Genomic DNA, 22,270 nt, shown 5'->3' on the forward strand with positions numbered 1-22,270 from the left:
GGAATGATGCAGCCGCCGTCGCGGAGCATGATCGCGCGGCGTTGGGCCCGGTTGAAGGTGCGTTCCTTGGTGCCGAGTTCGACGATCTTGCCGTTTTTCTTGAGGACGACTTTTTGGAGTCCGCCGGCGCAGATCATCTGCCGCACCGCGTCCATCGAGATGGGTGTCTCCACTCCGTCGATGTGACCCACACCCCGGTTCGCTGCCAGGTCTTCCTGGCGGACGCTGACGAGCACGGTGGGGGCGTCTCCGGCGATGGTGGGGGTTTCGGTGGCTTTCGCGGCGGTGGCGACGATGACGGCGAAGATGTCGTGCCGTTTCTGGTCCGGGGTGCGCGTGTCGCCCGGGTCGCGGGTCTCACCGCGGGCGGCGAGTTCTTCGTCGATGAACGCGACCGGCGCAGTGCGCGGGCTCATATACGCGTCGATGACGCGTTTGGCGGCAGCGGCGGTCTCGGGCATCAGCATTCCCGTCACCGGGATGAGCCCGCCTTGTTCGCGTCCGAAGCGCAGGCCCCGGTTCTGCATGGCCTGTACTTCGCGGGGCTCTGCCCCGTCGGGGTTGAGGTGCGCTAGCCAGAGGGCCGCCTGGACGCGGGAGAGGTCCGCGGACACCGGCACCCCGCCGTCTTCGCCGCTGTCTTCCCCGCTGTCTTCCCCGCTGGTGCCGGTCGCGGCGGCGACGAGGGCCGCCTCGGCCAGGCCGAGCTGGTCGGGGTGCACGCGCGGCAGTCCCGGGGTGAGCACGGTGATGATCGCATCCGCCCCATCCAACCCCAGCGCCCCCGCCGCGACCGCCGCGCCGATGACGGGGAACGCGGCCGGGATCGGTTCCCCGGTCAGCGTCATCCCGGACCGGAAGTTCTTGCCGAGCCGGAGCCTTCGCCGCACCGTCGCCCCGGAGACCAGGGTGACGCGCTCCAACAGTTCGACCTCGTTGCGGCAGCCCTTCCTCGTGGAAAGCTTCTTCTCCAGAAGCTCCGGCCGGGACCGGTGACTGATATCCGACACCACCGCGACCCGGTGCGCGTCCACCAGCCGGCCCAGCTTCTCCACGGCCCCGGCGAAGCGAAGCGCCTGCTCGTCGTTCAACCCGCCGGCCGTCCCCACCGGCGCCAGCTCCTGCAGCTTCCGGGTCATCTCCTCGAAAACCCGGATCGGATCAACCCCATCAGGCTGATCGACGTCCGGATCCGAGGCCAGGAGCGTCATCGCACCCGAAACCTGTCCGAGAACAAACCTACGTTGATGAACATGCCTCAAGTGTAGCAAGCCCGGAGTAAAACGAGAAGGAATGTTCGATAAAATGTGGAAGAAAAAGCCGGTCATGGGGTATCCGGCCCGAGCGCGTCTCCTTTAGCGCATCCGTGGCTAGTAGAGCAGTGCCGCCAGGCGCGCCCGCGTCGGCGCGACCCGGGGGTCCTCGGTACCGACGACCTCGAAGTATTCGAGGAGGCGCTCACGAATGACATTCCGGCCGGCAGCATCCTGCGTCGGGAACAGCTCCAGCAACCGGTCGAATGCGTCCTGCACGTGGCCGCCGGACAGGTCGAGGTCGGCGACGAGGAGCTGGGCGTCGAGGTCCTGCGGTGCGGATGCCGCCTGGTTGCGGATGCTGTCGAGTGTGCGTCCCTGCAACCGGGCGAGCAGGTTGACCTGCGCGAGGCCGGCCACCGCCATCTGGTCGCGCGGGTCGCTGGCCAGCGCCGCCTTGTACTCGCTGATCGCAGTTTGGTAATCGCCCTGGTCGATCGCGTCGTAGGCGGCCTGGTGGTGCGGGGGAAGCGGGGGCGCTGCCGGTGCCTCGACCTCGGCGTCGGGCGCAGCGGATGCGTCGGCCGCCTCGGCCACTCCGGTCACACCGTGTTGGGCCGCGAGTTCCAGGAGGCGTTGCAGCACGTCGCGCACCTGCGTCTCCGGAAGTGCCCCGGCGAACAGCTGCACGGGCTGGCCGCCGATCACGGCGGCGACCGTGGGGATCGACTGGGCCTGGAAGGCCTGGGACAGCTGCGGATTCGAGTCCACGTCGACCGTGGCCAGCACGAAACGGCCGGCGAACTCCGCGACGAGGCGCTCGAGCACGGGAGTCAGCTGCTTGCAGGGCTCGCACCAGTCAGCCCACAGGTCCACCACGACCGGGACCGTCATGGAGAGCTCGAGAATCTGCGAGAAATTGGTGTCGGTGCCCTCGAGGATGAGGCTCGGCACCGGCACGGCGCCACCCGCGGTCGCGTCCCCGCCCGCCCCGGTGGCGGCGCCGGGCGCCGGGCGGTTCACCAGGGAGGAGAGGTCGACGGCGCCACGCAGGTTGCCGACGGATGGGGGCAGGTTCGTCATTTGAGCTCCGCGGATGTGATCAGGCCCTGGGAGAATCCCAGCAGCACGATTTTATCGTCCGACCCCGCGGCCGGCACGTGGAACAGCAGCTGGTCGCCGTAGGTGCTCTGGATCCCCTTGGTGGTCGCCTTCACACCCGAGAGCGCCTTGCTGGCTCCCTCGGGGCTGACGGTCGCACCCTTCTCCACGGGCTTCACCGTCTCCGTCTCCATGAGGCTCACGGCGACGATGGCGCCGGAGTCGTTGGTGCCGAGGGCGACGGTCTCGTCATCGCCCGGCTTCGCGCTGAACGCGATCGACGCGGTCGAGGGAAGGGACTTCTTCTTCTCCTGCTTCTTCGCGACGCCCACCTGCGTGCGGAAAGAGTCGCCCTTCGCCGCGAACATGTCGTAGAACTCGCTCTTCTTGTCCTTGAGCAGGATGTCAGCGTAAGCGGCGGCCAGCTTGTCGGGCTGCATCTTCAGCAGCTTCTGGCTCGGCGCCACGATGGGCGCGCCGACGGTGGCGGGCGCCACATCGGGTACCTTGGCGGATGCCTCCAGCTGCACGTCGTACTCGACCAGGTACTTGCTGCGGGGGGTCTCCTGCTTGAGTACCAGCGCCGTCGGCGGCACGGAGGTGTCCTTCTCGTCCTGGATGACCGTCAACACGAAGCGCGGCCAGCCGGAGGACTGCTGCGGCAGCGTCAGGGTCAGCGGGGCGGCGGGAACGGCCGGCGGCGCCGGGTAGTCCGACACGGCCTTGCGGATCTTGTAGTTTGCGAGCCGCTGCTCCAGTGCCGGCCCGGTAAAGCGGGTCGCGATGGCGTCGGCGTCGAGCTTGCGGTCGGCCTCGGTGGCGACCGTGGAGATCTTCTTCACGATCCGCTCCAGCTGCGGAACGGTCACGGCCGGCGGCGGCACGTCCTTCATCATGGGCGCACCGGACAGCGCCGGGGTGGGGGTGGCGGCCGGGGCGGCATCGCCGGTCTTCGGCCAGAAGTCGGCGGAGCATCCGCTGAGCGCGAGCCCGGAGACGAGCAGGACGGGGACCACCGCGGTCATCGACCGCGTGAGCGACCGCCGGCCGCCCCCGGTGATCTCGCGGGCCTTGAGCGACTTGGGACGCGGGAGCTTGGGCATGCGGGGGCCGCGGGGCAGGTTGCGGCGCGGGCCGTGCGAGCGGCGCAGGTGGATCAGGCCCCAGATGTACAGGGCGAAGCCGATGGCCAGGAGAATGCCTCCGCCGAGGATGAGCGGGCCGGCCCAGGGCGTGGCGTTGTCGACCGGCCAGGACAGCGTCACCTCGGTGGGCGCCGGTGCCTCGCCGTCGGACGCCACGATCACGCGGATGTCCTTGGGCACGTTGATCGTCGCGCTGAGGGACCGCTTGCCGCTGAACTCCTCAAGCCACAGGTCGGAGCCGGCGGGATTCACGGGCGCCCCCTCCGCCTCAGCGGGGAGGTCGGCGGCGTCCGCCTGCTTCACCGTGCTGCGCAGCTTCTCGGCGCCCTTCGGCAAGGTCACCGAGGCGTACGGGGTGTCCCCCAGCCAGGCGGCGACATCCGCCGACCGCGCATAGGCGATGAAGACGCCGTCCGGACCCGTGACGGTGATCGTCTGGCTGCCGGGGTGTGCCGACAGCGCGCTGGGGTTCAGCACGATGTACGGCGCCTCCCCCTCGGGACGCACAGACATGGCGGTGGACGCGGGAGCGAGCCAGATGGTGCGCTGGGCGATGCCCACGCCGATCATCACGGCGGCGCACACAAGCGCCACAATGGCGAGAATAAAACGCAACGAAGAACCCTCCTGTGTCGCCGGCTATTCGACGCACGCTTGTGCATACGCCACCCAGGTCGGGTCAGAAGGCAACAAAACAGCGACGTGCAAGGATACCGGACGGCGCTGAAAGCTTCATGACAGCGCCTCGCCCGGACGGTGTGTCCTCCGATGACGGGGCGAGCCGCGACATCCGTCTAAAATTGCATCGGACCCAGCCGCTCCGACGGGACTACCGCCGGCGGAGTCCACGCCAAGGAGGTACTGTGCCGAACGACGAAGCTGAATTCCCCCAGGTTTTCCGAGGATACGACAAGGACGAGGTCGACCGCGCGGTGCAGCGCCTGCGCCGCGACCTGATCCAGGCCAACGCCCAGGGTGTCGAGGCCAGCCGCGAGATCAAGCGGCTGAGCGCGCTCGTCGATGAACTCACCGGCGAACTCGAAGAGGTCGGCAGCCCCACCTTCTCCGGGCTCGGAACCAAGCTCGAGAGCACCCTCCGCATCGCCGAGGAACAGTCCACCCGGGTCATCGCGCAGGCCGACATCGACGCGGAGCGGTTGCGCGTGACGGCGGCCACCGAGGTGGAGAAGCTCTACCGCGAGGCGAAGGCCTACACCGAAACCGCCAAAACGGATGCGTCGCGGAAGGCCGCCCGCACGCTGCAGGACGCGCGCATCGAGGCGGACGACCTCGTGGTGCACGCCCAGGAACAATACGCCGAGCTCACCCAGCAGGCCACCCGGGAGGCTGCCGCGATTCGCGGGGCGGTCGCCACCGAGGCCGCGGAGGTGCGCGCGAGCGCCAAGCGTGAGGCGGCCACGATTCTCGCCGAGGCGGAGCGCACCGCGACGGAGTTGCGGCAGAAGGCGCAGGCCGACGTGGCACAGGCCACCGAGCAGGCGGCGGGACTGGCCCGGGAGACGGAGCAGGCCCGGGCAGACCTGGCCACCGAGTTGGCCGGCCGCCGCGCCGACCTCGAGCGCGAGAGCCGGCAGGCGCGCATCGAGCTCGCCAGCGAGCTCGAGCAGGCCCGCGCCGACTTCGAGGCCGAGGCCCAGAAGCGACGCATCGACCTCGAGAGCGAGCTCGCCGCCACCCGCAAGACCGGGCAGCTGGACGCCGCCCGCGTTGCGCGGGAGATCGAACAGGCACGCACCGACCTCGAGGCGGAGCTCGCCGCACGCAGGGACGCCGCCGAGCAGGAGCACCTCGCCCGTCACCAGGAGGCCGTCGCCGAGACGCGCGCGTACCTCGATGACGCCACGCGGCAGCTCGAGGAGGCCAACAAGCGGGTCGCCGAACTGCGCGAGCTCAACCAGCAGCTCGACACGGGCGCACGGGAAGAGGCCCGCAGGTCACGCGCCGAGGCGGAGGACGAGGCCCTGCGCCTGGTTCGCGACGCCGAGGCGGAAGCCAGGGCGCTCGTGGAGGAGGCCGGCGATCGCGCGAACGCCCTCGTGGCGGACGCCGAGGAGCGGCTCGCGCAGATTAGAATTGAGAGAAACGCCGTGGCGGGGTATTTCGAGAACCTTCGCGGCGTGCTGAGCCAGGCGGAGAAGGTGTCCGCGGGCGAGAAATAGTTCAATACGAGCGGGGGCCGGAAATCGCGCCTGTCGAGGTCCGGGAGAATCAATGAAGATCCAGAACGCGTTCCGGTTCGGGCTGATCGGCACCCTGGGCGTCGGCCTGGGTCTGCTGATCATCAGCTCGCTCATCAGCCTCCAGACGATCATCACCTACGTCGGGGCGGCGCTGTTCCTCGCGCTCGGCCTGGATCCGGCGGTCACGTGGCTGGAGAAGCGCAACTTCCCCCGCTCCGCGGCGATCGTCACGGTCCTCATCGGCGTGCTCGGCGTGCTGACCGCCGTGGTGTTCGCCATCATCCCGATCATCGTGAGCCAGGTCGCCAAGCTCTCCGACCGCATCCCCGTGCTGGTGGAATCCGTCAACAGCGCCACGTTCCTCGTCGATGTGCAGAAGCAGTTTCCGGGCCTCGACGTGCCGCGCATCACCCAGTCGGTGACGGACTACCTCGGCGAGAACCTCACGAACATCACCGGAACGGTGATCCAGTCCGGGCTGGCCGTGGTGGGCGGCGTGTTCGGCGGCCTCATCATCCTGATCCTGACGCTCTACTTCACGACGTCGCTCAACAGCATGAAGCGCGGCATGTACCAGCTGGTGCCGGCGTCGAAGCGGGAGCGCTTCGCCGACATCAGCGAGCAGATCACCCGGGCAGTGGGCCGCTACGTCGTCGGGCAGGCGGCCCTCGCCTCCGTCAATGGCATCCTCAGCTTCATCTACCTGTCGATCATCGGCGCACCGTTCCCGGCGCTGCTGGCATTCATCGCGTTCCTGTTCTCGCTGGTGCCGCTCGTGGGCACGCTCAGCGGGTCCGTGATCATCGTGCTGATGTGCCTGATCCCCGGCATCGGCAGCTCCGTTCCGACCGCGATCGCCGCCGCCGTCTATTACCTCATCTACATGCAGGTGGAGGCATACGTACTCAGCCCGAACATCATGAACCGTGCGGTGTCAGTTCCCGGGTCCATCGTGGTGATCGCGGCCCTGGCAGGCGGCTCGCTCCTGGGCGTCCTCGGCGCCCTCATCGCGATCCCCGTCGCGGCCGCCGCCCTCATGATCATCAAGCAGGTCGTGATTCCCCGCCAGAACGAGCTCTGACCGGCAGGCGCTGCGTCAGCGCCCCGTCCACTGGATGGGTAGCGGCAGCGCATTGGGGTTCACGGCGGCCACGATCTCGGTGAGAACCCGCCGGGTGAGGTTCTCCCCCACCCACAGGTGCTTCCCCCCGGCGACGTCGATCACCCGGGCGTGCGGAACGCTCGCGAAGCGTTCGCGCGCCTCCTCGGGCCGGAGGAAGTCGTCGAACTCGGGAATGACGGCGATGAGGGGCACATCGCTGCCCGCCCAGCCGGCCACCTCCTCATCCGTCGCCCGGTGCAGCGGCGGCGACAGCAGGATGGCGCCGCTGATGTCGTAGTCCAAGCCGTACTTGAGCGCGAGTTCCGTGCCGAACGACCAGCCCACGAGCCACGGTGCCGGAAGATCGCGCTTGGTCACGAACGCCATGGCTGCGGCGACGTCCTCCCGCTCGGCGTCACCGTCTCCGAAGCCGCCCTCGCTGGTGCCGTGGGGCGAGCTGGTGCCGCGCGTGTTGAACCGCAGCACGGCGAGGTCGGCCAGGGCCGGCAGGCGGTTCGCGGCCTTGCGCAGAACGTGGGAGTCCATGAAGCCGCCGGCGGTGGGCAACGGATGCAATGTCACCAGCGTCGCAACCGGCGCCCGGTCCGCGGGCACGGCCAGCTCCCCCACCAGGGTCAAGCCGTCCGCCGTGTGCAGCTCCACCGCTTCGCGCCGTGCGGGAAGCTCCACGCCGCCCCGGATGTCGATCGTGTCCATTGCGTCCCTAGGTCAGCTTCCAACAGTGCGCATGCCAGTGCCGGCGCGCGGCGAGGTCGGCCGCGTCGCCCATGACGCCGTCGGCCCGCCAGGCGACGACGTGCGCGACGCCCGGGGCGATCTCGAGGTTGCACCCGGGGCACACGTAGGTCTTCAGCGCCTGGGCGGCCGACACCGGTTGCACATTCCACAGCGACCCGCGACGCACCTCGGTGCGCCGCCAGCCCGCCAGCAGGTGGCTGAGGTCGTCCTCCGGCTCGTCACCCGCGCCTCTGCGGCTGCGGGGGCGGTTGCTGCGGGGCATGCGTCCAGTCTACGGGCGGCGGCGTGCAGCACCGGGGCCGACGAGCCGCGACGATCGTTCGGCGCTCGGGACTGTCAGTACCAGCCCATGTCCTCGGAGTGCGCCCAGGCGCCGCAGGGCGTGCCGTACCGACCGCTGATGTAGCCGAGGCCCCATTCGATCTGCGTGCCGGCGTTGGTTTCCCAGTCGGGACCGGCGGAGGCCATCTTCGAGCCGGGCAGCGCCTGCGGGATGCCGTAGGCGCCGCTGGAGCTGTTCATGGCGTTGACGTTCCAGCCGGACTCCTTGTTCCAGAGCGAGACCAGGCAGTTGAATTCATCCTCGCCCCACCCGCGGGACTGGACGGCGCCGTAGGCGTACGCCTGGGCGGAGCCGGGGTCGGGCACGGCCGCGGCGGGCGCCTCGAACGATCCGCCGGACTCCGAGAGACCGGCCGCCGACGAGGGGACCTCTGGCTCGGGCGGCGGGGGCGGCGGGGGCGGCGGGGCCGCGGTGATCGTGTAGTCGTCGCGGGAGACCGGGTTGGTGTACGAGCCGGCGACCGTCAGGGCCTGCGCCTCCTGGCCGCCGAAGCGGTCGTGCGCGACGTGGAAGTAGGGGGACGCCGTGGCGCCGGAGTACGGATCGACCACATTGACCAGCACGAACGCGAACGCTGCCGAGAACGCGAAGACGAAGAGGACCGCGCGACGTCGAGAACGGGGGCGGTGCATCGAGGATGGTGCGAATACCCGGACCGGCTCGTTAACCTTTTGATGTCTACCCACGATGTTTCGACTGTACCCCAGAATCCAGATAACGGCCAGATAACGGCGGAGCGCCGCGCGCGCCACCCCGCAGGCGTTCAGCGCACGGCGAGCATCACGTCGACGACGGCGTCGAGGAGAGCGTCGACCTGGGCCTCCTGGTATCCGCCGCGCTGCGGGCGGAACACGCTCGTGCGCACGTCCTCCACCGTGAGGGGGAAGCCGTCGTTGAAGTACTTGACGACCCGGTTGGCGAACCGGTCGACGTCGGAGCGGTTGTACCCGGTGCCGAGGATGCTCGTGCGGGCGAACCGTTCGCCGGGCTCCCGCTGCAGCCGGCTCACGATCTCCCGGGCTTCGGCGCGCGCCTTGGCGATCCAGGCCTTCTCCCCCATCGCGGCGGCCTCGCGTTCCCGTTCCTTGGCGGCGACGGCGTCTTCCAGGCGCTCCAGCGCCGCGTCAACGTGCTCGGGCGAATAGCCGCCCTTCTGCATGGTGAAAGCCGTCGACCGGATCTCCGCTGCGGCGAGACCGTGCCGGTCATCCGCTGCGTTGTAGGCCCGCCGCGCGGCGGCGAGGAAGTCTTCGACCTGCTCAAGGCTGTAGCCGAGCTTGTTCTTGTCGGCGCGGGGAAAGGTAGTGCTCACGTCGTCCATTCTCCCCCACCGCCCTGATGGTTGTCGAAGCGTGTTCCCAGGATCAGGCGAAGATCACGTAGAGCGCGTACGCGGCAGCAGCCGACGGCAGGATCGAGTCGAGCCGGTCGAGGAAGCCGCCGTGGCCCGGAAGCCAGGAGCTCATGTCCTTGATGCCGAGGTCCCGCTTGATGAGCGATTCGGCCAGGTCGCCGAACGTGGCCGTGACCAGGATGACGGCGCCGAAGACGAGGCCGAACCAGAACGGCTGATGCAGCATGAAGAGGGCGAGGAGCACGCCCGCGACGAGGCAGACGAGCGCGGCACCGGCGAAGCCCTCCCAGGTCTTCTTCGGGCTGATGGTCGGCGCCATCGGGTGTTTCCCGAACGACAGGCCGCTGGCATACGCCCCCACATCGGCCAGGATGACGAGGATGAGGAAGGCGAGCGTCCACCACTGGCCGCCGTCCTGCGTTGTGAGGAGCACGGCGAAGCTCGCCAGCAGCACCACATACACCTCGATGAGGAACGCGGCGCCGAGGTCGCGCAGCACCTCGCGTCGCGGCATCCGTTGCCCGGGAAGCACCATCAGGGCCAGGCGCGACACCATGATGAGGGCGATGCCGCCGAAGACGCCCAGGACCTGCCCGGTCGCGCCGCCGTAGAACGCCAGGGGCACGATCGCGACCGCCGCGACGCCGACCGGAATGCGCGGGATCGTGCGGCCGGTGCGGCGAAGCGCCTCGGCCAGTTCCAGCGCGGTGAACCCGGCGATGAGCACCGCCAGGACCATGAACAGTTCCTTGATGAAGATCAGGCTCGACAGCATCGCCACACCCAGCAGCAGTCCGATCAGGATCGCGCCGATCAGGTTCCTGCCGGTGCGCGCCTCGATTCGCTCGCTGGTCGCCTCGAACTGGGCCCGGGTGACCTGCACCTGCCGTTCGATGTCGGCGCGGGTGCTCTGCACCTGGCGTTCGAAATCGGCGCGCGTCGCCCGCACCTGGGCCCGCAGGTCGGTCCGGTTGCTGCGCCGGGGCGGCCGCTCCTGCCCGGGGTCGTGCGTCATGACGGTGCCCTAGATCTCGAGGAGCTCAGATTCCTTGCGCTTGAGGGCGTCGTCGATGCCATCGACGTGCGCCTTCGTGATCTGCTCGAGCTCCTTCTCGCCGCGCGCCACCTCGTCGTCGCCGACCTCGCTCTTCAGGGCGTCCAGCTCGTCCTTGGCCTTGCGGCGGATGTTGCGCACCGACACCTTGGCGTCCTCCGCCTTGCCGCGCACGATCTTCACGAACTCCTTGCGGCGCTCGGCGGTGAGTTCGGGCAGGGTGGCGCGGATGACGGTGCCGTCGTTGCCGACATTGGCGCCCAGGTTCGGCGCGTCGCGGATGGCCTGTTCGATGTCGCGCAGGGCACCCTTGTCGTACGGGGTGACGAGCAGGGTGCGGGCGTCCTGGTTGTGCAGGGAGGCGAGCTGGCCGAGCGGCGTCGGGGTGCCGTAATAGCTCACCAGGATCTTCTGGAACAGCTGCGGGTTCGCGCGTCCCGTGCGCACATTGGAAAAGTCGTCCTTGGCTGCTTCGAGCGCGCGGCTCATTCGGGCTTTGGTGTCGGTCAGGACGTCCGCGATCACGATGGCTCCTTCTGTTCGGCTCCACTCATCCTAGTTGGAGACCAGTGTTCCGAGTTCCGCGCCGCGGATGGCGGCGGTGACATTGCCGCCCGGCGCCATGCCGAACACCTGCATCGGCATCCCGTTGTCCATGCACAGGCTGAAGGCGGTCGAGTCCACCACTTTCAACCCCCGCTGCAGCGCCTCCTGGTAGGTGATCCGGTCGATCTTCTGCGCCTCGGGGTTGGTGCGCGGGTCGTCGGAGTAGACCCCGTCGACGCCGTTCTTGGCCACGAGCACCACGTCGGCGCCGATCTCAAGGGCACGCTGCGCCGCGACCGTGTCGGTCGAGAAGTACGGCAGGCCGGCGCCGGCGCCGAAGATGACGACGCGCCCCTTCTCGAGGTGGCGCTCGGCCCGGCGCGGGATGTACGGCTCGGCGACCTGCGTCATGGCGATCGCCGACTGCACGCGGGTCGCGGCGCCCGCCTGCTCGAGGAAGTCCTGCAGTGCGAGGGAGTTCATCACGGTGCCGAGCATGCCCATGTAGTCGGCGCGTCCGCGGTCCATGCCGCGCTGCGAGAGCTCGGCTCCCCGGAAGAAGTTGCCGCCGCCGACGACGATCGCGACCTCGACCTCCTGGGCGGCCTCGGCGATCTCCCGGGCGAGCGAACTGACCACGTCGGGATTCACCCCGAGGGATCCGGCGCCGAACGCCTCTCCGGAGAGTTTGAGAAGCACCCTCCGCCTGGCGCGCACCGTTCCATCGACCACTGCGTTCATTCCGCGAGAACCTTCCGTCGTGTCCATAAAAGCTATCGGTTGTCACGCACACAAAAGGAGACCGGATTGCAGAGCAATCCGGTCTCCTTCACGTGTGCTTAGGCGCCGACCTTGAAGCGGGCGAAGCCCGACACGGTCACGCCGGCGTCGGAGAGGACCTTGCCCACCGACACCTTGTTGTCCTTCGCGTAGTCCTGCTCGAGCAGGGCGACCTGCTTGAAGTAGGCGCTGACCCGGCCTTCGACGATCTTCGGGAGGGCGGCCTCTGGCTTGCCCTCGTTCTTCGAGATCTCGGTCACGATCTTGCGCTCAGCCTCGACCGCCTCCGCCGGGACGTCCTCGCGGGCGAGGTACTCCGGGTTGGCGAACGAGATGTGCTGGGCGACGCTGCGCGCCGTGTCGGCGTCGTCACCCGAGTAGCCGAGCACGACACCGACCTGCGGGGGCAGGTCCTTGCTGGTCTTGTGCAGGTAGATCGCGAAGTGCTCACCGGTGACGGATGCCACGCGGCGCAGTTCGATCTTCTCGCCCAGGATCGCGGCCTCGTCGTTGATCAGGTCGCCGACCGTCTGGTTCCCCGCGGGGGCGGCGACGGCTTCCTCGACCGAGGCGGCGCCGGCTGCGGAAACCGCGTCGAGAACCTTCTCGGACAGCGCGACGAACTTGTCGCCCTTGGCCACGAAGTCGGTCTCGCACGCGAGCTCGATCATCGTCGCGGTCGTGCCGTTGGCTGTGGCGGCCACGAGGCCCTCGGAGGTGGAGCGGTCAGCGCGCTTGGCGTTGCCCTTCGCGCCCTTCAGGCGCAGGATCTCGACGGCCTTGTCCATGTCGCCGTCGGCCTCGACGAGTGCATTCTTGGTGTCGACCATGCCGGTGCCGAGGCGCTCGCGCAGGGCCTTCACATCCTGGAGGCTGATGTTTGCCATGTGGTTTTCCTTACTTGGTCTCGTCGGCGGCGACAGCCTCGGTGGCGACGGCGTCCTCAGCGGGAACACCGACGCTGGCGGCAATGTCTGCCTCAGCGGCGTGGGTGGTCGCGGCCGCGGTGGTGACCTCGGCGCCCGTGACGCTCTCGACGTCGCCGGCGGCCTCAGCGGCCACGTTCTCGTCGGCGACCTTCTCGGTCTCGGCGGAGGACTGCGCGGGGGTGTTCTCACCGGCGACGGCCTCGGAGGCCTGCAGGAGTTCGGCCTCCCACGCGGCGAGCGGCTCGACCTCTTCGCCCTCTTCGGGCTTCTGGTGGCGCTGGATCAGGCCCTCGGCGGCGGCGTCGGCGATGATGCGGGTGAGCAGGCCGACCGAGCGGATGGCATCGTCGTTGCCCGGGATCGGGTACTGGACCTCGTCGGGGTCGCAGTTCGTGTCGAGGATCGCGATGACGGGGATGCCGAGCTTGTGCGCCTCGTCGATGGCGAGGTGCTCCTTCTTGGTGTCCACGATCCAGATCGCCGACGGCGTCTTCGTCAGGTTGCGGATACCGCCGAGGCTCTTCTGCAGCTTCGTCAGCTCGCGCTTCTGAATGAGCAGTTCCTTCTTGGTGTACCCGCGCGAGGTGTCGTCGAAGTCGACCTCTTCGAGTTCCTTCATGCGCGCGAGGCGCTTGGAGACCGTCTGGAAGTTGGTGAGGAGCCCGCCGAGCCAGCGCTGGTTGACGTACGGCTGGCCGACGCGCTGCGCCTGCTCGGCGATGGCGCCCTGGGCCTGCTTCTTGGTTCCGACGAAGAGAATCGTGCCGCCGTGGGCGACCGTCTCCTTGACGTAGTCGTATGTCTTGTCGATGTGCGCCAGCGACTGCTGCAGGTCGATGATGTGGCTGCCCGAACGCTCGGTGAGGATGAAGCGCTTCATCTTCGGGTTCCAACGGCGGGTCTGGTGCCCGAAGTGCACGCCGCTGTCGAGCAGCTGGCGAATGGTGACGACGGCCATGAGCCGTTCTCCTTTTCCGACGCGCCCGTGTCGCCGGGCAACGCCAATCGGTTTCTCGTGCCGGTCGGACGACCGGAACGCCTGGTGCCTGGCACACCTCCGCCGTGGCTTCTCGCGAAGCTGGACCGATGGGAGGTGGAGGCCGAATAGGCACGCGTAGTCAGCGCGCAAAGCGCTGCTGGAGAGAGTCTAGCACCATCGACGTGCCGTCTTCCTCCCCCGCGCACCGGCCGGACGTCCCATCCACAACAGGTTGGCAGCGAGCGCTGCGACCCACGTCATTCCGGCACCATGAGCGGATGAGAGTGCGCCGAATCCTTGCCGGCATCCTTCTGGCCGCGATCACCCCGCAAGGCACTCCCCCGCGTGTCACCGGGGCGGATGCTTGGGTGTGGCCGGCCGACCCGCACCCGGTCGTGCGCGGGTACAAGGCACCGGCGACCGCGTACGGCGCCGGTCATCGCGGCATCGACTTGGCCTCGCATCCGGGACAGGAGGTCACCGCCCCGGCCGACGGCGTCGTGTCGTTCGCCGGGGTCGTTGTCGACCGGCCACTCGTGAGCGTGCAACTGCAAGGCGGCCTGCTGGTCACGCTGGAGCCGGTGCGACCCGGTGTGCACGCCGGAGAGCGTGTGGAAGCGGGCGACCTGATCGGCGTGGTGGCGAACGGCGGCCACTGCGGGCAGCGCTGCCTGCACCTGGGTGCGCGCCTGCACGGGGCCTACGTGTCGCCGCTCCTGTTCCTGGGCGGAATCCCCCGCGCCGTGCTGCTTCCGATGCACGGGCAGGCCCGCGGAGCCGCGTCAGGCGCGGGGGTGGGCGGTGCGGTAGGTCTGCTTCAGCCGTTCGGCCGACACGTGGGTGTAGATCTGGGTGGTTCCGAGGCTCGCGTGCCCCAGCATCTCCTGCACCGCGCGGAGGTCGGCTCCGCCGTCGAGGAGGTGGGTCGCGGCGGTGTGGCGAAGGGCGTGCGGACCGGCCGGGCCGGTGCCCGGCACGTCGGCGAGGAGGCCGGCGACGAGGCGGTACACGGCGCGCACGCCGAGTCTGGCGCCGTGGGCGGCGAGGAAGAGCGCCTGGCCCGGCCGTGCGGCATCCGTTGCCTGGGCGAGCAGGGTCGGTCGTCCCTGGCGCACATAGTCGACGATGGCGGACTGGGCCGGGACGCCGAACGGGACCACTCGCTCCTTCGCGCCCTTGCCGGTGACGCGCACGGTGAGCCGGTCGAGGTCGACGTCGCCGACGTCCAAGCCCACGAGCTCGGAGACGCGTAGCGCCGACGCGTAGAGCAGTTCGATCACGGCGGCGTCTCGGAGGGCACCGGCATCCCCCGTGGCGGCCCGGGCGGCGAGGCCGGCCAGGAGCCCGTCCATCTGGCCATGGCCGACGACCCGTGGCAGCGATCGCCCGGTCTTCGGGGACTTCAGCCGCACGCCGACATCGGCCGGGATAGCGCCGGTGTGCGCCAGCCACTGGGTGAAGCTGCGGACGGAGGCGGAACGGCGGGCGAGCGTCGTGCGGGCGAGGCCCACCTGGCTGGCTTCCCAGAGCCAGTCCCGGAACAGTTCGAGGTTCAGTTCATTCGCCTCGGTCACCTCGCGGTCGGCGAGGAAGGCGAGCAGCTGGGCTAGGTCCGTCCGGTACGCGCGCACCGTGTTCGGCGAAAAGCCGCGCTCGGCGCTGAGGTACAGCAGGAAGCCGTCGAGCGCCGCGAGAAGTGTCACGGCTCCAGCTTCGGCCACGCGGCGCCGGACCGCTGCGGGACACTCCGCCCGCGCACGCGTTCGCGGCCCTCCCCGCGGGGACGGCCGCGTGCGAGAGCGCTCGCCTGCGAGAGCGCTCGACCGCAGGCACCCGTCAGCGGCTCGTGCGCGAGGCCCGCACCCATCCGGTTGCGCGCTCGGCGACCGTGCCCTCGAGCTCGAGGGCGCCGAGCGCTCCGCGCACGGCGAACGGCGACATGCCCGACCGCGCGGCGATGTCTTTGATGCTGCGCGACGAGCGGGTGCTGAGCGCATCCAGCACCCGCACCTGGTCGCTCGTCGGTCCGGATGCGTCGAACAGGGTCGGCTGCCCCGCCCCGGCATCCATCACAGGCCCGACGAGCTCCGCCATCTCCGCGGCGTTCGTGACGCACTCCGCCTGGTACTCGCGGATCAGCCGGTGGCAGCCGGCCGAGGTCGGCGAGGTCACTGGTCCCGGCACCGCCCCGAGCGGGCGGCCAAGGGCGGCCGCGTGCCCGGCCGTGTTGAGTGAGCCGGAGCGCCAACCGGCCTCGAGCACGACCGTGGCCTGGCTCGCGGCCGCGATCAGCCGGTTGCGCTGCAGGAATCTCCACTTGGTGGGCGCCGCGCCGCAGGGCAGCTCCGAGAGCACAGCGCCCGATTCCACGATACGGGTGAGCAATGCGTCGTGAGCGGCCGGGTAGAAGCGGTCGACGCCGCCGGCGAGGAAGGCAACCGTGCTGCCCCGGCTGGCGAGCGCCGCCCGGTGCGCCATGCCGTCGATGCCGTATGCCGCGCCCGACACGATGGCGAAGCCGCGGTCGACGAGACCCGCTGACGCCTCCATGGCGAGGTGCTCGCCGTAGCCGCTCGCCGCACGGGCGCCGACCAGCGCAATGGAGCGGCCGAGCGCCGCGAGGGCGCGGTCTTCACCCCGGCACCAGAGCGCCAGGGGCGCGTGCGGGCCCAGGTCGTCGACCCCCTCGGGCCACTCAGGATCGCCGGGAATCAGCAGGCGCGCCGTGACGCGTCGCGCCTGCCGCAGGGCGGTGACGACCTCGGCGGACGCGAGCCGGGGTCGCCAACGCTCCAGGGCGTGGCGGACCTGCTCCTCGAGGTCGGCCGGTTCCGGGAGGGCGACGTCTCCCGCCACGCTCAAAATCTCCCGGGCCAGCATGTCAGCCGGACGCCGTGCGATCACGGCCTCCAGCGCCGGTACCGCCCCGAGGCACCCGACGAGCAGCCCGGCCATCCCGTCGCCGGGCTCGGACACGAGGCTCCACGCCGACCGCGCGAACACCTCGGCAGCGCCCGCGTCGTCAGCGTCTCCCGCACGGACACCCTGCGCGAGCTCGCGCAGCAGCGCGGCCTCCATCCCGAACGTCATGCCATTCCCTTCCGCAGGTACAGCGCCTGGCCGACGTGATCCGGCCGGGGCCTGGACTCCCCTTCGAGATCGGCGATGCTCCACGCGACGCGCAGCACCCGGTCGTATCCGCGCATGGTGATGCCGCCTCGCTCGAGCGCTCGGTCGAGGCCGGCGGTGGCCGCGTGGTCCAGCCGCATGCGCGAGCTTCGAAGCCACGTACCGGGAACGTCCGAGTTGAGACGCCACGGCGTCGACTCGAGCCTGGCCTCCGCCGCCTGCCGGGCGGCCCGTACCCGCTCGCGCGCCTCGAGGGTGCCGAGGCGAGCCTGCTCGGTCGCCAGCCGGATCTGTGCCGGCGTGATGCGACGCACCCCGAGCTGAATGTCGATGCGGTCCCGCAGGGGTCCGGAGATCCGCGCCAGGTAGCGGCGGCGGGCGATCGGCGGGCACGTGCACTCCTGGTCGCTGGACCCGAACTGCCCGCACGGGCAGGGGTTCGCCGCCAGCACCAGCTGGAACCGGGCCGGGAACTGGGCGACGGCGTTCGCGCGGTGGATGGTCACCACGCCGGACTCCAGCGGCTGCCGCAGGGCGTCCAGAACGCTGGCTGCGAACTCGGGGGCCTCGTCGAGGAAGAGCACGCCGTGCGATGCGCGTGCCGCCGCACCGGGCCGGATCTGCCCGCTGCCGCCACCCACGATCGACGCCGCGGTGGCGGTGTGGTGCGGCGCCTCGAACGGCGGCCGGGTAACGAGGCGCGGGCCCACCCCCTGGCCCACGAGGGAGCGCATCGAGCTCACCTCGAGCGAGGCCTCCGGCACCAGGTCGGGCAGGAGTCCGGGCAGGCGCACCGCGAGCATCGTCTTGCCGGCCCCGGGCGGGCCGAGCATCATCAGGTGGTGACCGCCGGCCGCGGCGACCTGCAACGCGAGGATGGCGTCGTCGTTGCCCACGACATCCGCGAGGTCATGATCGGCTGTCACGTCGACCGGGACGTCGGCCGCGGGGATCGCCTCGACGGCACGCGGCTCGATGCGGGCGCCGTGCCAGATCGCGGCGTCGCGCAGCGACGCGACGCCCACGACCGTCATACCGGGCACGAGGGAGGCCTCCTCGGCGTTCCCCGCCGGCACCATCACGGTCGTGCGCCCCTGTTTGGCGGCGGCGACCACCGCCGGCAGGATGCCGGGCACCGGGCGCAGCCGGCCGTCGAGGGCGAGTTCGCCGATGTGCACCACCCCGGCCACGGATGCCGCGGTGACGACCTGGTCGGCCGCGAGGCAGGCGAGCGCGATGGACAGGTCGAAGCCGGAGCCGTGCTTGGGCAGGGCCGCCGGCGACAGGTTGATGGTGAGGTGGTTGCGGGTCAGCGGGCAGCCGGAATTCTTGGCCGCCATGCGCACCCGCTGTGTCGCCTCGGAGAGGGCGGTGTCGGGCAGGCCGATCAGGATCATGCCGGGCAGCTGCCCGGAGATGTCGGCTTCGACCTCGACGAGAGCGCCGCTGAAGCCGAGCAGCGCCACGGCGTGCGTGCGGGCCAGCGCCATCAGAAGACCCCCGGGCGGTGCTCGATCACCGGCTGGGCGCCCGGCACCGCTGTGACTGCGATCGCGTCGATTCTGATCCGCGCCGGGCGCACCGGAGCCTGCGCGCACCAGGCTGCGGCGAGCCGTCGGAGCCGGGCGAGCTTGGCGGCCGTGATGGCCTCGAACGGGTGCCCGAACGCCACGCCCGACCGGGTCTTCACCTCGACGAACACGACGTCGCCGCCGTGCTCGGCGATGATGTCGATCTCGCCCTGCGCACACCGCCAGTTGCGCTCGACCAGCCGGTAGCCGGCATCCGTCAGGAACTGCGCGGCCCAGTCTTCGCCGTGCCGGCCCACCTCGTCTTTGCGTGCCACGGGAACCTCCGCACCCAGCGTGGCGCAGCGATCAGGCGCGGCGTCGCCCGGGTCGGCGATCGGTGCAGTTCGGCGCGGACACCCGTGCTGTGGAGGACGGAACCCCTACTCGTCGAGCGCGAGTTCCTTCGGGAGTTCGAACTCTTTGGTGGCGAGTTCTTCGACGTTGACGTCCTTGAACGTGAGCACGCGCACGGCCTTGACGAAGCGGTCGGAGCGGTACACATCCCACACCCAGACGTCTTTCATCGTCAGTTCGAAATAGAAGTCGTGCTCGGTGTCGCGGCGCACCAGCTCCACCTCGTTGGCGAGGTAGAAGCGGCGCTCCGTCTCGACAACGAACTTGAACTGCCCGACGACGTCACGGTACTCGCGGTACAGGGCAAGCTCGACCTCGCGGTCGTAGTCCTCGAATTCATCGTCGTCCATGGTGTGGCAATTCTACGCTGACTGATGCAGCCACGACTTGCGGTGGTGGCGGCTCGGCCCGTGCAGCTCGATGGCAGCCAGGTGCGTCGCGCTCCCGTAGCCCTTGTTCGACGCCCACTCATAGTGCGGTGACTCCTCGTGCGCCTCGATCATCAGCCGGTCGCGGTGCACCTTTGCGATGACGGATGCCGCCGCCACCGACCCGCAGTCCCGGTCGGCTTTGATGCGGGTCGCCACGGTCACCGGGTTCGACAGCGCGGCGTTCAGGTAGTCGTGGTTCCCGTCGAGCAGCACCACGCTGCCGCGTATGTCGACGCCCGCGTGGTGCAGCTGCGCGAGCGCGCGCTTGCCGGCGAGGCCGAGGCACGCGATGATGCCGAACTCGTCGACCTCGGCGGGCGTCGCGAGGCCGACCGCGGAGTGCAGCGCCCAGCCCAGCGCGAGCGGGGCGAGAGCCTCCCGGCGTGGCTCGCTCAGCAGTTTCGAGTCACGGATGCCGGCGGGTAGCGGTGCGACGGCCGCGTTGATGACGGCGAGCCCCACCGCGACCGGCCCGGCCAGGGCGCCCCGGCCGACCTCGTCGCATCCGATCACACAGCTCGCTCCCCCGGCGAACAGGGACTGCTCGACCTCGAGGGTGGGGTCGGTCGCGACGATCATCCGCTGGCCTTCTCGACGCCGGCGAACACGTTGGGGTAGTCGTCGAGCCAGCCCCACCGGCTGATCGGCCAGCTGATCACGAACGCCCGGCCCACCACGTCCTCCATCGGCACATAGCCCTTCCCGGGCGTGTTGCCGTTGTAGCGGGAGTCCTTGGAGTTGTACCGGTTGTCGCCCATGACCCACAACGAGTCGGGCGGGACCACGACGTCGAAGTCGTCCTTCGAGACATCCGTCGCCCCGGGCGGCAACAGCACGTACGGCTCGTCGAGGGGCACGCCGTTCACGCTCATCTGGCCGAGCGCATTGCAGCAGGTCACATGGTCGCCGGGCAGCCCGATGACGCGCTTGATGAGGTGGTCGTTGCTGTCGGGGGCGGCGAGGCCCACGAGCGACAATAGCCAGCTGAGGCTCGCGGCGATCGGGTTCTGCTCGACGGGCGGCTGCGGCAGCAGCCATCCGCCCGGGTCTTTGAACACAACGACGTCGCCGTGCTCGACGGGGATCAGCCCCGGCTCGAGCTGGTTGACGATGATGCGGTCGTTGATGAGGAGCGTGTCCTCCATCGACCCCGACGGGATGTAGAACGACCGGATGAGGAACGTCTTGATCAGGAACGAGACGAGGAGCGCGACCACGAAAATGACCAGGAGGTCGCGCACGAACAGCGCAGCACTGCGCTTCTTGCGCCGTGAATCGGCTTCCCGGCGATCTGATCGCGAGTGCAAAGTATCTTCTGTCATTAAACCGCCTGAGCTCCTCACCCAGTTTATGGGGTGAGGAGCTCAGGTCAGGACGACGGTGCCGACTAGCGGTCGCGCTTCTCCTTGATCTTGGCCTTCTTGCCACGGAGGTTGCGCAGGTAGTACAGCTTCGCGCGGCGCACGTCACCGCGGGTGACGACCTCGATGTGGTCGATCACCGGGGAGTGCACCGGGAAGGTGCGCTCGACGCCCACCTGGAAGCTGACCTTGCGAACGCAGAACGTCTCGCGCACGCCTTCGCCGGAGCGGCCGATGACGACGCCCTGGAAGACCTGGATACGCGAGCGGTTGCCCTCGACGATGTTGACGTGAACCTTGACGGTGTCACCGGCGCGGAAGGCCGGGATGTCCGACTTGAGGGAGGCGGCATCCACCTGGTCGAGAATATGCATGATGTTTCGCTCTCTGTACCCGCCACAGGTCGAGCACGGATGTAAGTGTGAATGGAAAGGCCGCGATGAGTGCTGACTCCCCTATGGCAGAGTCGTGCCGCGGCACAAACGCCTATTCTGCCATGAATGGCCGCAAACCGGAAAACGCCGCCGCCGGGCGAACGTCAGCGTTCGGCGTCCCGCTCCGGCACCACGATGACGCTCGCGTCGGGTTCGAGCCGGTGTGAGCCGCGCGGGTCGCGACGGATGCCAGGTGCCAGCGTGACGGGGTGTGTCAGGTCGTCGATCTGGGTCATCACCGTGCGCACCCGGCGCCGCGCGGCGTCGTAGAGCTCCCACGCCGACAGCCAGAACGCGGCGACACCGACGACGATGACGAGGACGGAGACCCACGGGGCCACGTCGGCGTAGAAGCCGACGAACACGATCAGCGCGTGCCAGACGGAGAGCAGCGCGACGTCTGGCCAGGAGACGATGCGCTTTCGGCGCACGTCCTTGCGGGCGTAGTTCAGTACCGCGACGAGAAGCAGCGCGAGCCCGAGCAGGACGGCGCCGACGAACACGCCGAGGATCTTCCAGCCGCCGGCACCGAAGATCGGCCAGCCGACGACCAGCCACAGGGGCAGCACCGCCGCGGCGATGAACTGCCAGTAGAAGAACGCACGTCTGATCAGCACGCGTTCACACTATCCGCGCGTGCTGTGTGTATTCTCGGCGTTCGCTTCAGGCAGAAGGTCGGGCCGCACCCGTCGGGTGCGTTCGAGCTGCTGGTCGTGCCGCCAGGCGGCGATGGCGCCGTGGTTGCCGCTCAGCAGCACCGGCGGCACCTCCAGGTCACGCCAGCTGGCGGGCTTGGTGTAGCTGGGGTATTCCAGCAGGCCGTTCTCGTGGGACTCCTCGACGAGGCTCTCCGGGTTGCCCACCACCCCGGGGATCAGGCGGCCGACGGCTTCGATCATCGCCATGACGGCGACCTCGCCGCCGTTCAGCACGTAATCGCCGAGGCTCACGAGGCGCACCCGGGTGCGCGCGGCGTAGTGGTCGACCACCCGCTGGTCGATGCCCTCGTAGCGTCCGCAGCCGAACACGAGGTGCTCCTCCGCGGCGAGTTCGCGAGCCATGGCCTGGTCGAATCGCACGCCGGCGGGTGACGGGAAGATCACCAGCGGGCCGTCGACCGCGGGGCCGGCCGCGGCATCCGTCGCCTGGGGCAGCACGGCGTCGAGCGCGTCGCCCCACGGCTCCGGCTTCATGACCATGCCGGCGCCGCCGCCGTACGGGGTGTCGTCCACGGTGCGATGGCGATCGTGCGTGTGGTCGCGGAGGTCGTGCACCTGGAGATCGATCAAGCCGGTCTGGCGCGCCTTGCCGAGCAGGGAGATGTCGAGCGCATCGAAGAACGCCGGAAAGATCGTGATGATGTCGATGCGCATGAGCTGAATTCTATTGCCGTGTCGCTAAACGGCAGCCGTGGCGGCCGGCAGCGCTCTTCGGGAGCTGCGTA

At 69.5% G+C, this 22,270-nt stretch carries 24 protein-coding genes and 1 pseudogene; 3 read left to right on the plus strand and 22 right to left on the minus strand.

All coding sequences use genetic code 11. The annotated features are described in order from the left end of the window. The 3 genes from EEJ31_RS11940 to EEJ31_RS11950 form a co-directional block, all read right to left on the minus strand. The coding region (locus EEJ31_RS11940) for a DUF222 domain-containing protein (RefSeq protein WP_158603954.1) at positions 1-1,139 on the minus strand (1,139 nt) is incomplete at its 3' end. 231 nt (positions 1,140-1,370) lie between these two features. Beyond that, positions 1,371-2,336, minus strand: a complete 966-nt coding sequence (locus EEJ31_RS11945; RefSeq protein ID WP_123046522.1) for a tetratricopeptide repeat protein — start codon at positions 2,334-2,336, stop codon at positions 1,371-1,373. Beyond that, positions 2,333-4,114: a hypothetical protein gene (locus EEJ31_RS11950; RefSeq protein WP_123046523.1), complete on the minus strand. Its 1,782-nt coding sequence runs from the start codon at positions 4,112-4,114 to the stop codon at positions 2,333-2,335. Before EEJ31_RS11950 ends, EEJ31_RS11945 begins: the two co-directional genes overlap by 4 nt. Positions 4,115-4,362: 248 nt before the next feature. Here EEJ31_RS11950 and EEJ31_RS11955 point away from each other — a divergent pair, with 248 nt between their 5' ends. Both EEJ31_RS11955 and EEJ31_RS11960 read left to right on the plus strand, forming a co-directional pair. After that, positions 4,363-5,679, plus strand: a complete 1,317-nt coding sequence (locus EEJ31_RS11955; protein WP_123046524.1) for a DivIVA domain-containing protein — start codon at positions 4,363-4,365, stop codon at positions 5,677-5,679. Positions 5,680-5,731: 52 nt separating this feature from the next. Beyond that, positions 5,732-6,781 carry an AI-2E family transporter gene (locus EEJ31_RS11960; RefSeq protein ID WP_123046525.1) on the plus strand — a complete coding sequence of 350 codons (1,050 nt, stop codon included), beginning with the start codon at positions 5,732-5,734 and terminating at the stop codon, positions 6,779-6,781. Positions 6,782-6,796: 15 nt separating this feature from the next. Here EEJ31_RS11960 and EEJ31_RS11965 read toward each other — a convergent pair whose 3' ends face one another. From EEJ31_RS11965 to rpsB, 9 genes are all read right to left on the minus strand, one after another. Further along, the gene (locus EEJ31_RS11965; RefSeq protein ID WP_199727345.1) at positions 6,797-7,519 is read right to left on the minus strand and encodes an alpha/beta hydrolase; all 723 of its coding nucleotides are present in this window, start codon (positions 7,517-7,519) and stop codon (positions 6,797-6,799) included. A gap of 7 nt (positions 7,520-7,526) precedes the next feature. Further along, complete coding sequence (locus EEJ31_RS11970) at positions 7,527-7,823, minus strand: hypothetical protein (RefSeq protein WP_123046526.1); 297 nt, start codon at positions 7,821-7,823, stop codon at positions 7,527-7,529. A gap of 74 nt (positions 7,824-7,897) precedes the next feature. Beyond that, complete coding sequence (locus EEJ31_RS11975; protein ID WP_123046527.1) at positions 7,898-8,536, minus strand: aggregation-promoting factor C-terminal-like domain-containing protein; 639 nt, start codon at positions 8,534-8,536, stop codon at positions 7,898-7,900. A 131-nt stretch (positions 8,537-8,667) separates the two neighbouring features. Then, positions 8,668-9,225, minus strand: coding sequence for a DivIVA domain-containing protein (locus tag EEJ31_RS11980; RefSeq protein WP_123046528.1), 558 nt, complete (start codon positions 9,223-9,225; stop codon positions 8,668-8,670). 43 nt (positions 9,226-9,268) lie between these two features. Further along, a complete protein-coding gene (locus tag EEJ31_RS11985) occupies positions 9,269-10,273 on the minus strand; it encodes a phosphatidate cytidylyltransferase (protein WP_123046529.1) in 1,005 nt (334 codons plus the stop codon). 9 nt (positions 10,274-10,282) lie between these two features. Then, positions 10,283-10,837, minus strand: a complete 555-nt coding sequence (gene frr / locus EEJ31_RS11990) for a ribosome recycling factor (protein ID WP_123046530.1) — start codon at positions 10,835-10,837, stop codon at positions 10,283-10,285. A 30-nt stretch (positions 10,838-10,867) separates the two neighbouring features. Continuing rightward, entirely contained in the window at positions 10,868-11,599 is a 732-nt protein-coding gene (gene pyrH, locus EEJ31_RS11995) for a UMP kinase (protein WP_123046531.1), read from the minus strand. Between the two features lie 98 nt (positions 11,600-11,697). Then, complete coding sequence (tsf, locus tag EEJ31_RS12000) at positions 11,698-12,525, minus strand: translation elongation factor Ts (protein ID WP_123046532.1); 828 nt, start codon at positions 12,523-12,525, stop codon at positions 11,698-11,700. A 10-nt stretch (positions 12,526-12,535) separates the two neighbouring features. After that, entirely contained in the window at positions 12,536-13,525 is a 990-nt protein-coding gene (rpsB, locus tag EEJ31_RS12005; protein WP_123046533.1) for a 30S ribosomal protein S2, read from the minus strand. 299 nt (positions 13,526-13,824) lie between these two features. Between rpsB and EEJ31_RS12010 the strand changes: the two are divergent. After that, positions 13,825-14,199 (plus strand): annotated as a pseudogene (locus EEJ31_RS12010) (peptidoglycan DD-metalloendopeptidase family protein); the annotation flags it as partial. 129 nt (positions 14,200-14,328) lie between these two features. On the opposite strand, the gene EEJ31_RS12015 reads toward EEJ31_RS12010, so the two are convergent. The 10 genes from EEJ31_RS12015 to trmD form a co-directional block, all read right to left on the minus strand. Further along, a complete protein-coding gene (locus EEJ31_RS12015) occupies positions 14,329-15,249 on the minus strand; it encodes a tyrosine recombinase XerC (protein ID WP_123046534.1) in 921 nt (306 codons plus the stop codon). Between the two features lie 133 nt (positions 15,250-15,382). Further along, positions 15,383-16,636, minus strand: coding sequence for a DNA-processing protein DprA (gene dprA / locus EEJ31_RS12020; protein WP_233563876.1), 1,254 nt, complete (start codon positions 16,634-16,636; stop codon positions 15,383-15,385). Continuing rightward, positions 16,633-18,165, minus strand: coding sequence for a YifB family Mg chelatase-like AAA ATPase (locus tag EEJ31_RS12025; protein WP_123046535.1), 1,533 nt, complete (start codon positions 18,163-18,165; stop codon positions 16,633-16,635). The genes dprA and EEJ31_RS12025 overlap by 4 nt, the downstream gene beginning before the upstream one ends. Further along, positions 18,165-18,521 carry a YraN family protein gene (locus EEJ31_RS12030; protein ID WP_123046536.1) on the minus strand — a complete coding sequence of 119 codons (357 nt, stop codon included), beginning with the start codon at positions 18,519-18,521 and terminating at the stop codon, positions 18,165-18,167. Before EEJ31_RS12030 ends, EEJ31_RS12025 begins: the two co-directional genes overlap by 1 nt. Positions 18,522-18,626: 105 nt before the next feature. After that, positions 18,627-18,950, minus strand: a complete 324-nt coding sequence (locus tag EEJ31_RS12035; protein ID WP_123046537.1) for a DUF2469 family protein — start codon at positions 18,948-18,950, stop codon at positions 18,627-18,629. 12 nt (positions 18,951-18,962) lie between these two features. Next, complete coding sequence (locus EEJ31_RS12040; protein ID WP_123046569.1) at positions 18,963-19,607, minus strand: ribonuclease HII; 645 nt, start codon at positions 19,605-19,607, stop codon at positions 18,963-18,965. Continuing rightward, positions 19,607-20,353 (minus strand): signal peptidase I, encoded by a 747-nt coding sequence (lepB, locus tag EEJ31_RS12045; RefSeq protein WP_123046538.1) that lies wholly within the window; start codon positions 20,351-20,353, stop codon positions 19,607-19,609. The genes EEJ31_RS12040 and lepB overlap by 1 nt, the downstream gene beginning before the upstream one ends. Before the next feature lie 65 nt (positions 20,354-20,418). After that, positions 20,419-20,766, minus strand: a complete 348-nt coding sequence (rplS, locus tag EEJ31_RS12050; protein ID WP_123046539.1) for a 50S ribosomal protein L19 — start codon at positions 20,764-20,766, stop codon at positions 20,419-20,421. 164 nt (positions 20,767-20,930) lie between these two features. Continuing rightward, positions 20,931-21,443 carry an MFS transporter gene (locus EEJ31_RS12055; RefSeq protein WP_123046540.1) on the minus strand — a complete coding sequence of 171 codons (513 nt, stop codon included), beginning with the start codon at positions 21,441-21,443 and terminating at the stop codon, positions 20,931-20,933. Between the two features lie 9 nt (positions 21,444-21,452). Next, on the minus strand, positions 21,453-22,199 hold the full coding sequence (trmD, locus tag EEJ31_RS12060) for a tRNA (guanosine(37)-N1)-methyltransferase TrmD (RefSeq protein ID WP_123046541.1): 747 nt from the start codon (positions 22,197-22,199) through the stop codon (positions 21,453-21,455). Positions 22,200-22,270 lie beyond the last annotated feature (71 nt).

Source organism: Cryobacterium tepidiphilum, from assembly GCF_003716325.1.
In the GTDB taxonomy this organism is placed as follows: domain Bacteria; phylum Actinomycetota; class Actinomycetes; order Actinomycetales; family Microbacteriaceae; genus Cryobacterium; species Cryobacterium tepidiphilum.

Bases quoted from the DNA above. Each gene is read 5' to 3' on its own strand.
- trmD (WP_123046541.1), bottom strand. From the start codon at position 22,199: ATGCGCATCGACATCATCACGATCTTTCCGGCGTTCTTCGATGCGCTC.
- EEJ31_RS11985 (WP_123046529.1), bottom strand. From the start codon at position 10,273: ATGACGCACGACCCCGGGCAGGAGCGGCCGCCCCGGCGCAGCAACCGG.
- EEJ31_RS12035 (WP_123046537.1), bottom strand. From the start codon at position 18,950: ATGGACGACGATGAATTCGAGGACTACGACCGCGAGGTCGAGCTTGCC.
- pyrH (WP_123046531.1), bottom strand. From the start codon at position 11,599: ATGAACGCAGTGGTCGATGGAACGGTGCGCGCCAGGCGGAGGGTGCTT.
- rplS (WP_123046539.1), bottom strand. From the start codon at position 20,766: ATGCATATTCTCGACCAGGTGGATGCCGCCTCCCTCAAGTCGGACATC.
- dprA (WP_233563876.1), bottom strand. From the start codon at position 16,636: ATGACGTTCGGGATGGAGGCCGCGCTGCTGCGCGAGCTCGCGCAGGGT.
- EEJ31_RS11980 (WP_123046528.1), bottom strand. From the start codon at position 9,225: ATGGACGACGTGAGCACTACCTTTCCCCGCGCCGACAAGAACAAGCTC.
- EEJ31_RS12025 (WP_123046535.1), bottom strand. From the start codon at position 18,165: ATGGCGCTGGCCCGCACGCACGCCGTGGCGCTGCTCGGCTTCAGCGGC.
- EEJ31_RS11970 (WP_123046526.1), bottom strand. From the start codon at position 7,823: ATGCCCCGCAGCAACCGCCCCCGCAGCCGCAGAGGCGCGGGTGACGAG.
- EEJ31_RS11975 (WP_123046527.1), bottom strand. From the start codon at position 8,536: ATGCACCGCCCCCGTTCTCGACGTCGCGCGGTCCTCTTCGTCTTCGCG.
- lepB (WP_123046538.1), bottom strand. From the start codon at position 20,353: ATGACAGAAGATACTTTGCACTCGCGATCAGATCGCCGGGAAGCCGAT.
- EEJ31_RS11945 (WP_123046522.1), bottom strand. From the start codon at position 2,336: ATGACGAACCTGCCCCCATCCGTCGGCAACCTGCGTGGCGCCGTCGAC.
- EEJ31_RS11965 (WP_199727345.1), bottom strand. From the start codon at position 7,519: ATGGACACGATCGACATCCGGGGCGGCGTGGAGCTTCCCGCACGGCGC.
- tsf (WP_123046532.1), bottom strand. From the start codon at position 12,525: ATGGCAAACATCAGCCTCCAGGATGTGAAGGCCCTGCGCGAGCGCCTC.
- EEJ31_RS11960 (WP_123046525.1), top strand. From the start codon at position 5,732: ATGAAGATCCAGAACGCGTTCCGGTTCGGGCTGATCGGCACCCTGGGC.
- rpsB (WP_123046533.1), bottom strand. From the start codon at position 13,525: ATGGCCGTCGTCACCATTCGCCAGCTGCTCGACAGCGGCGTGCACTTC.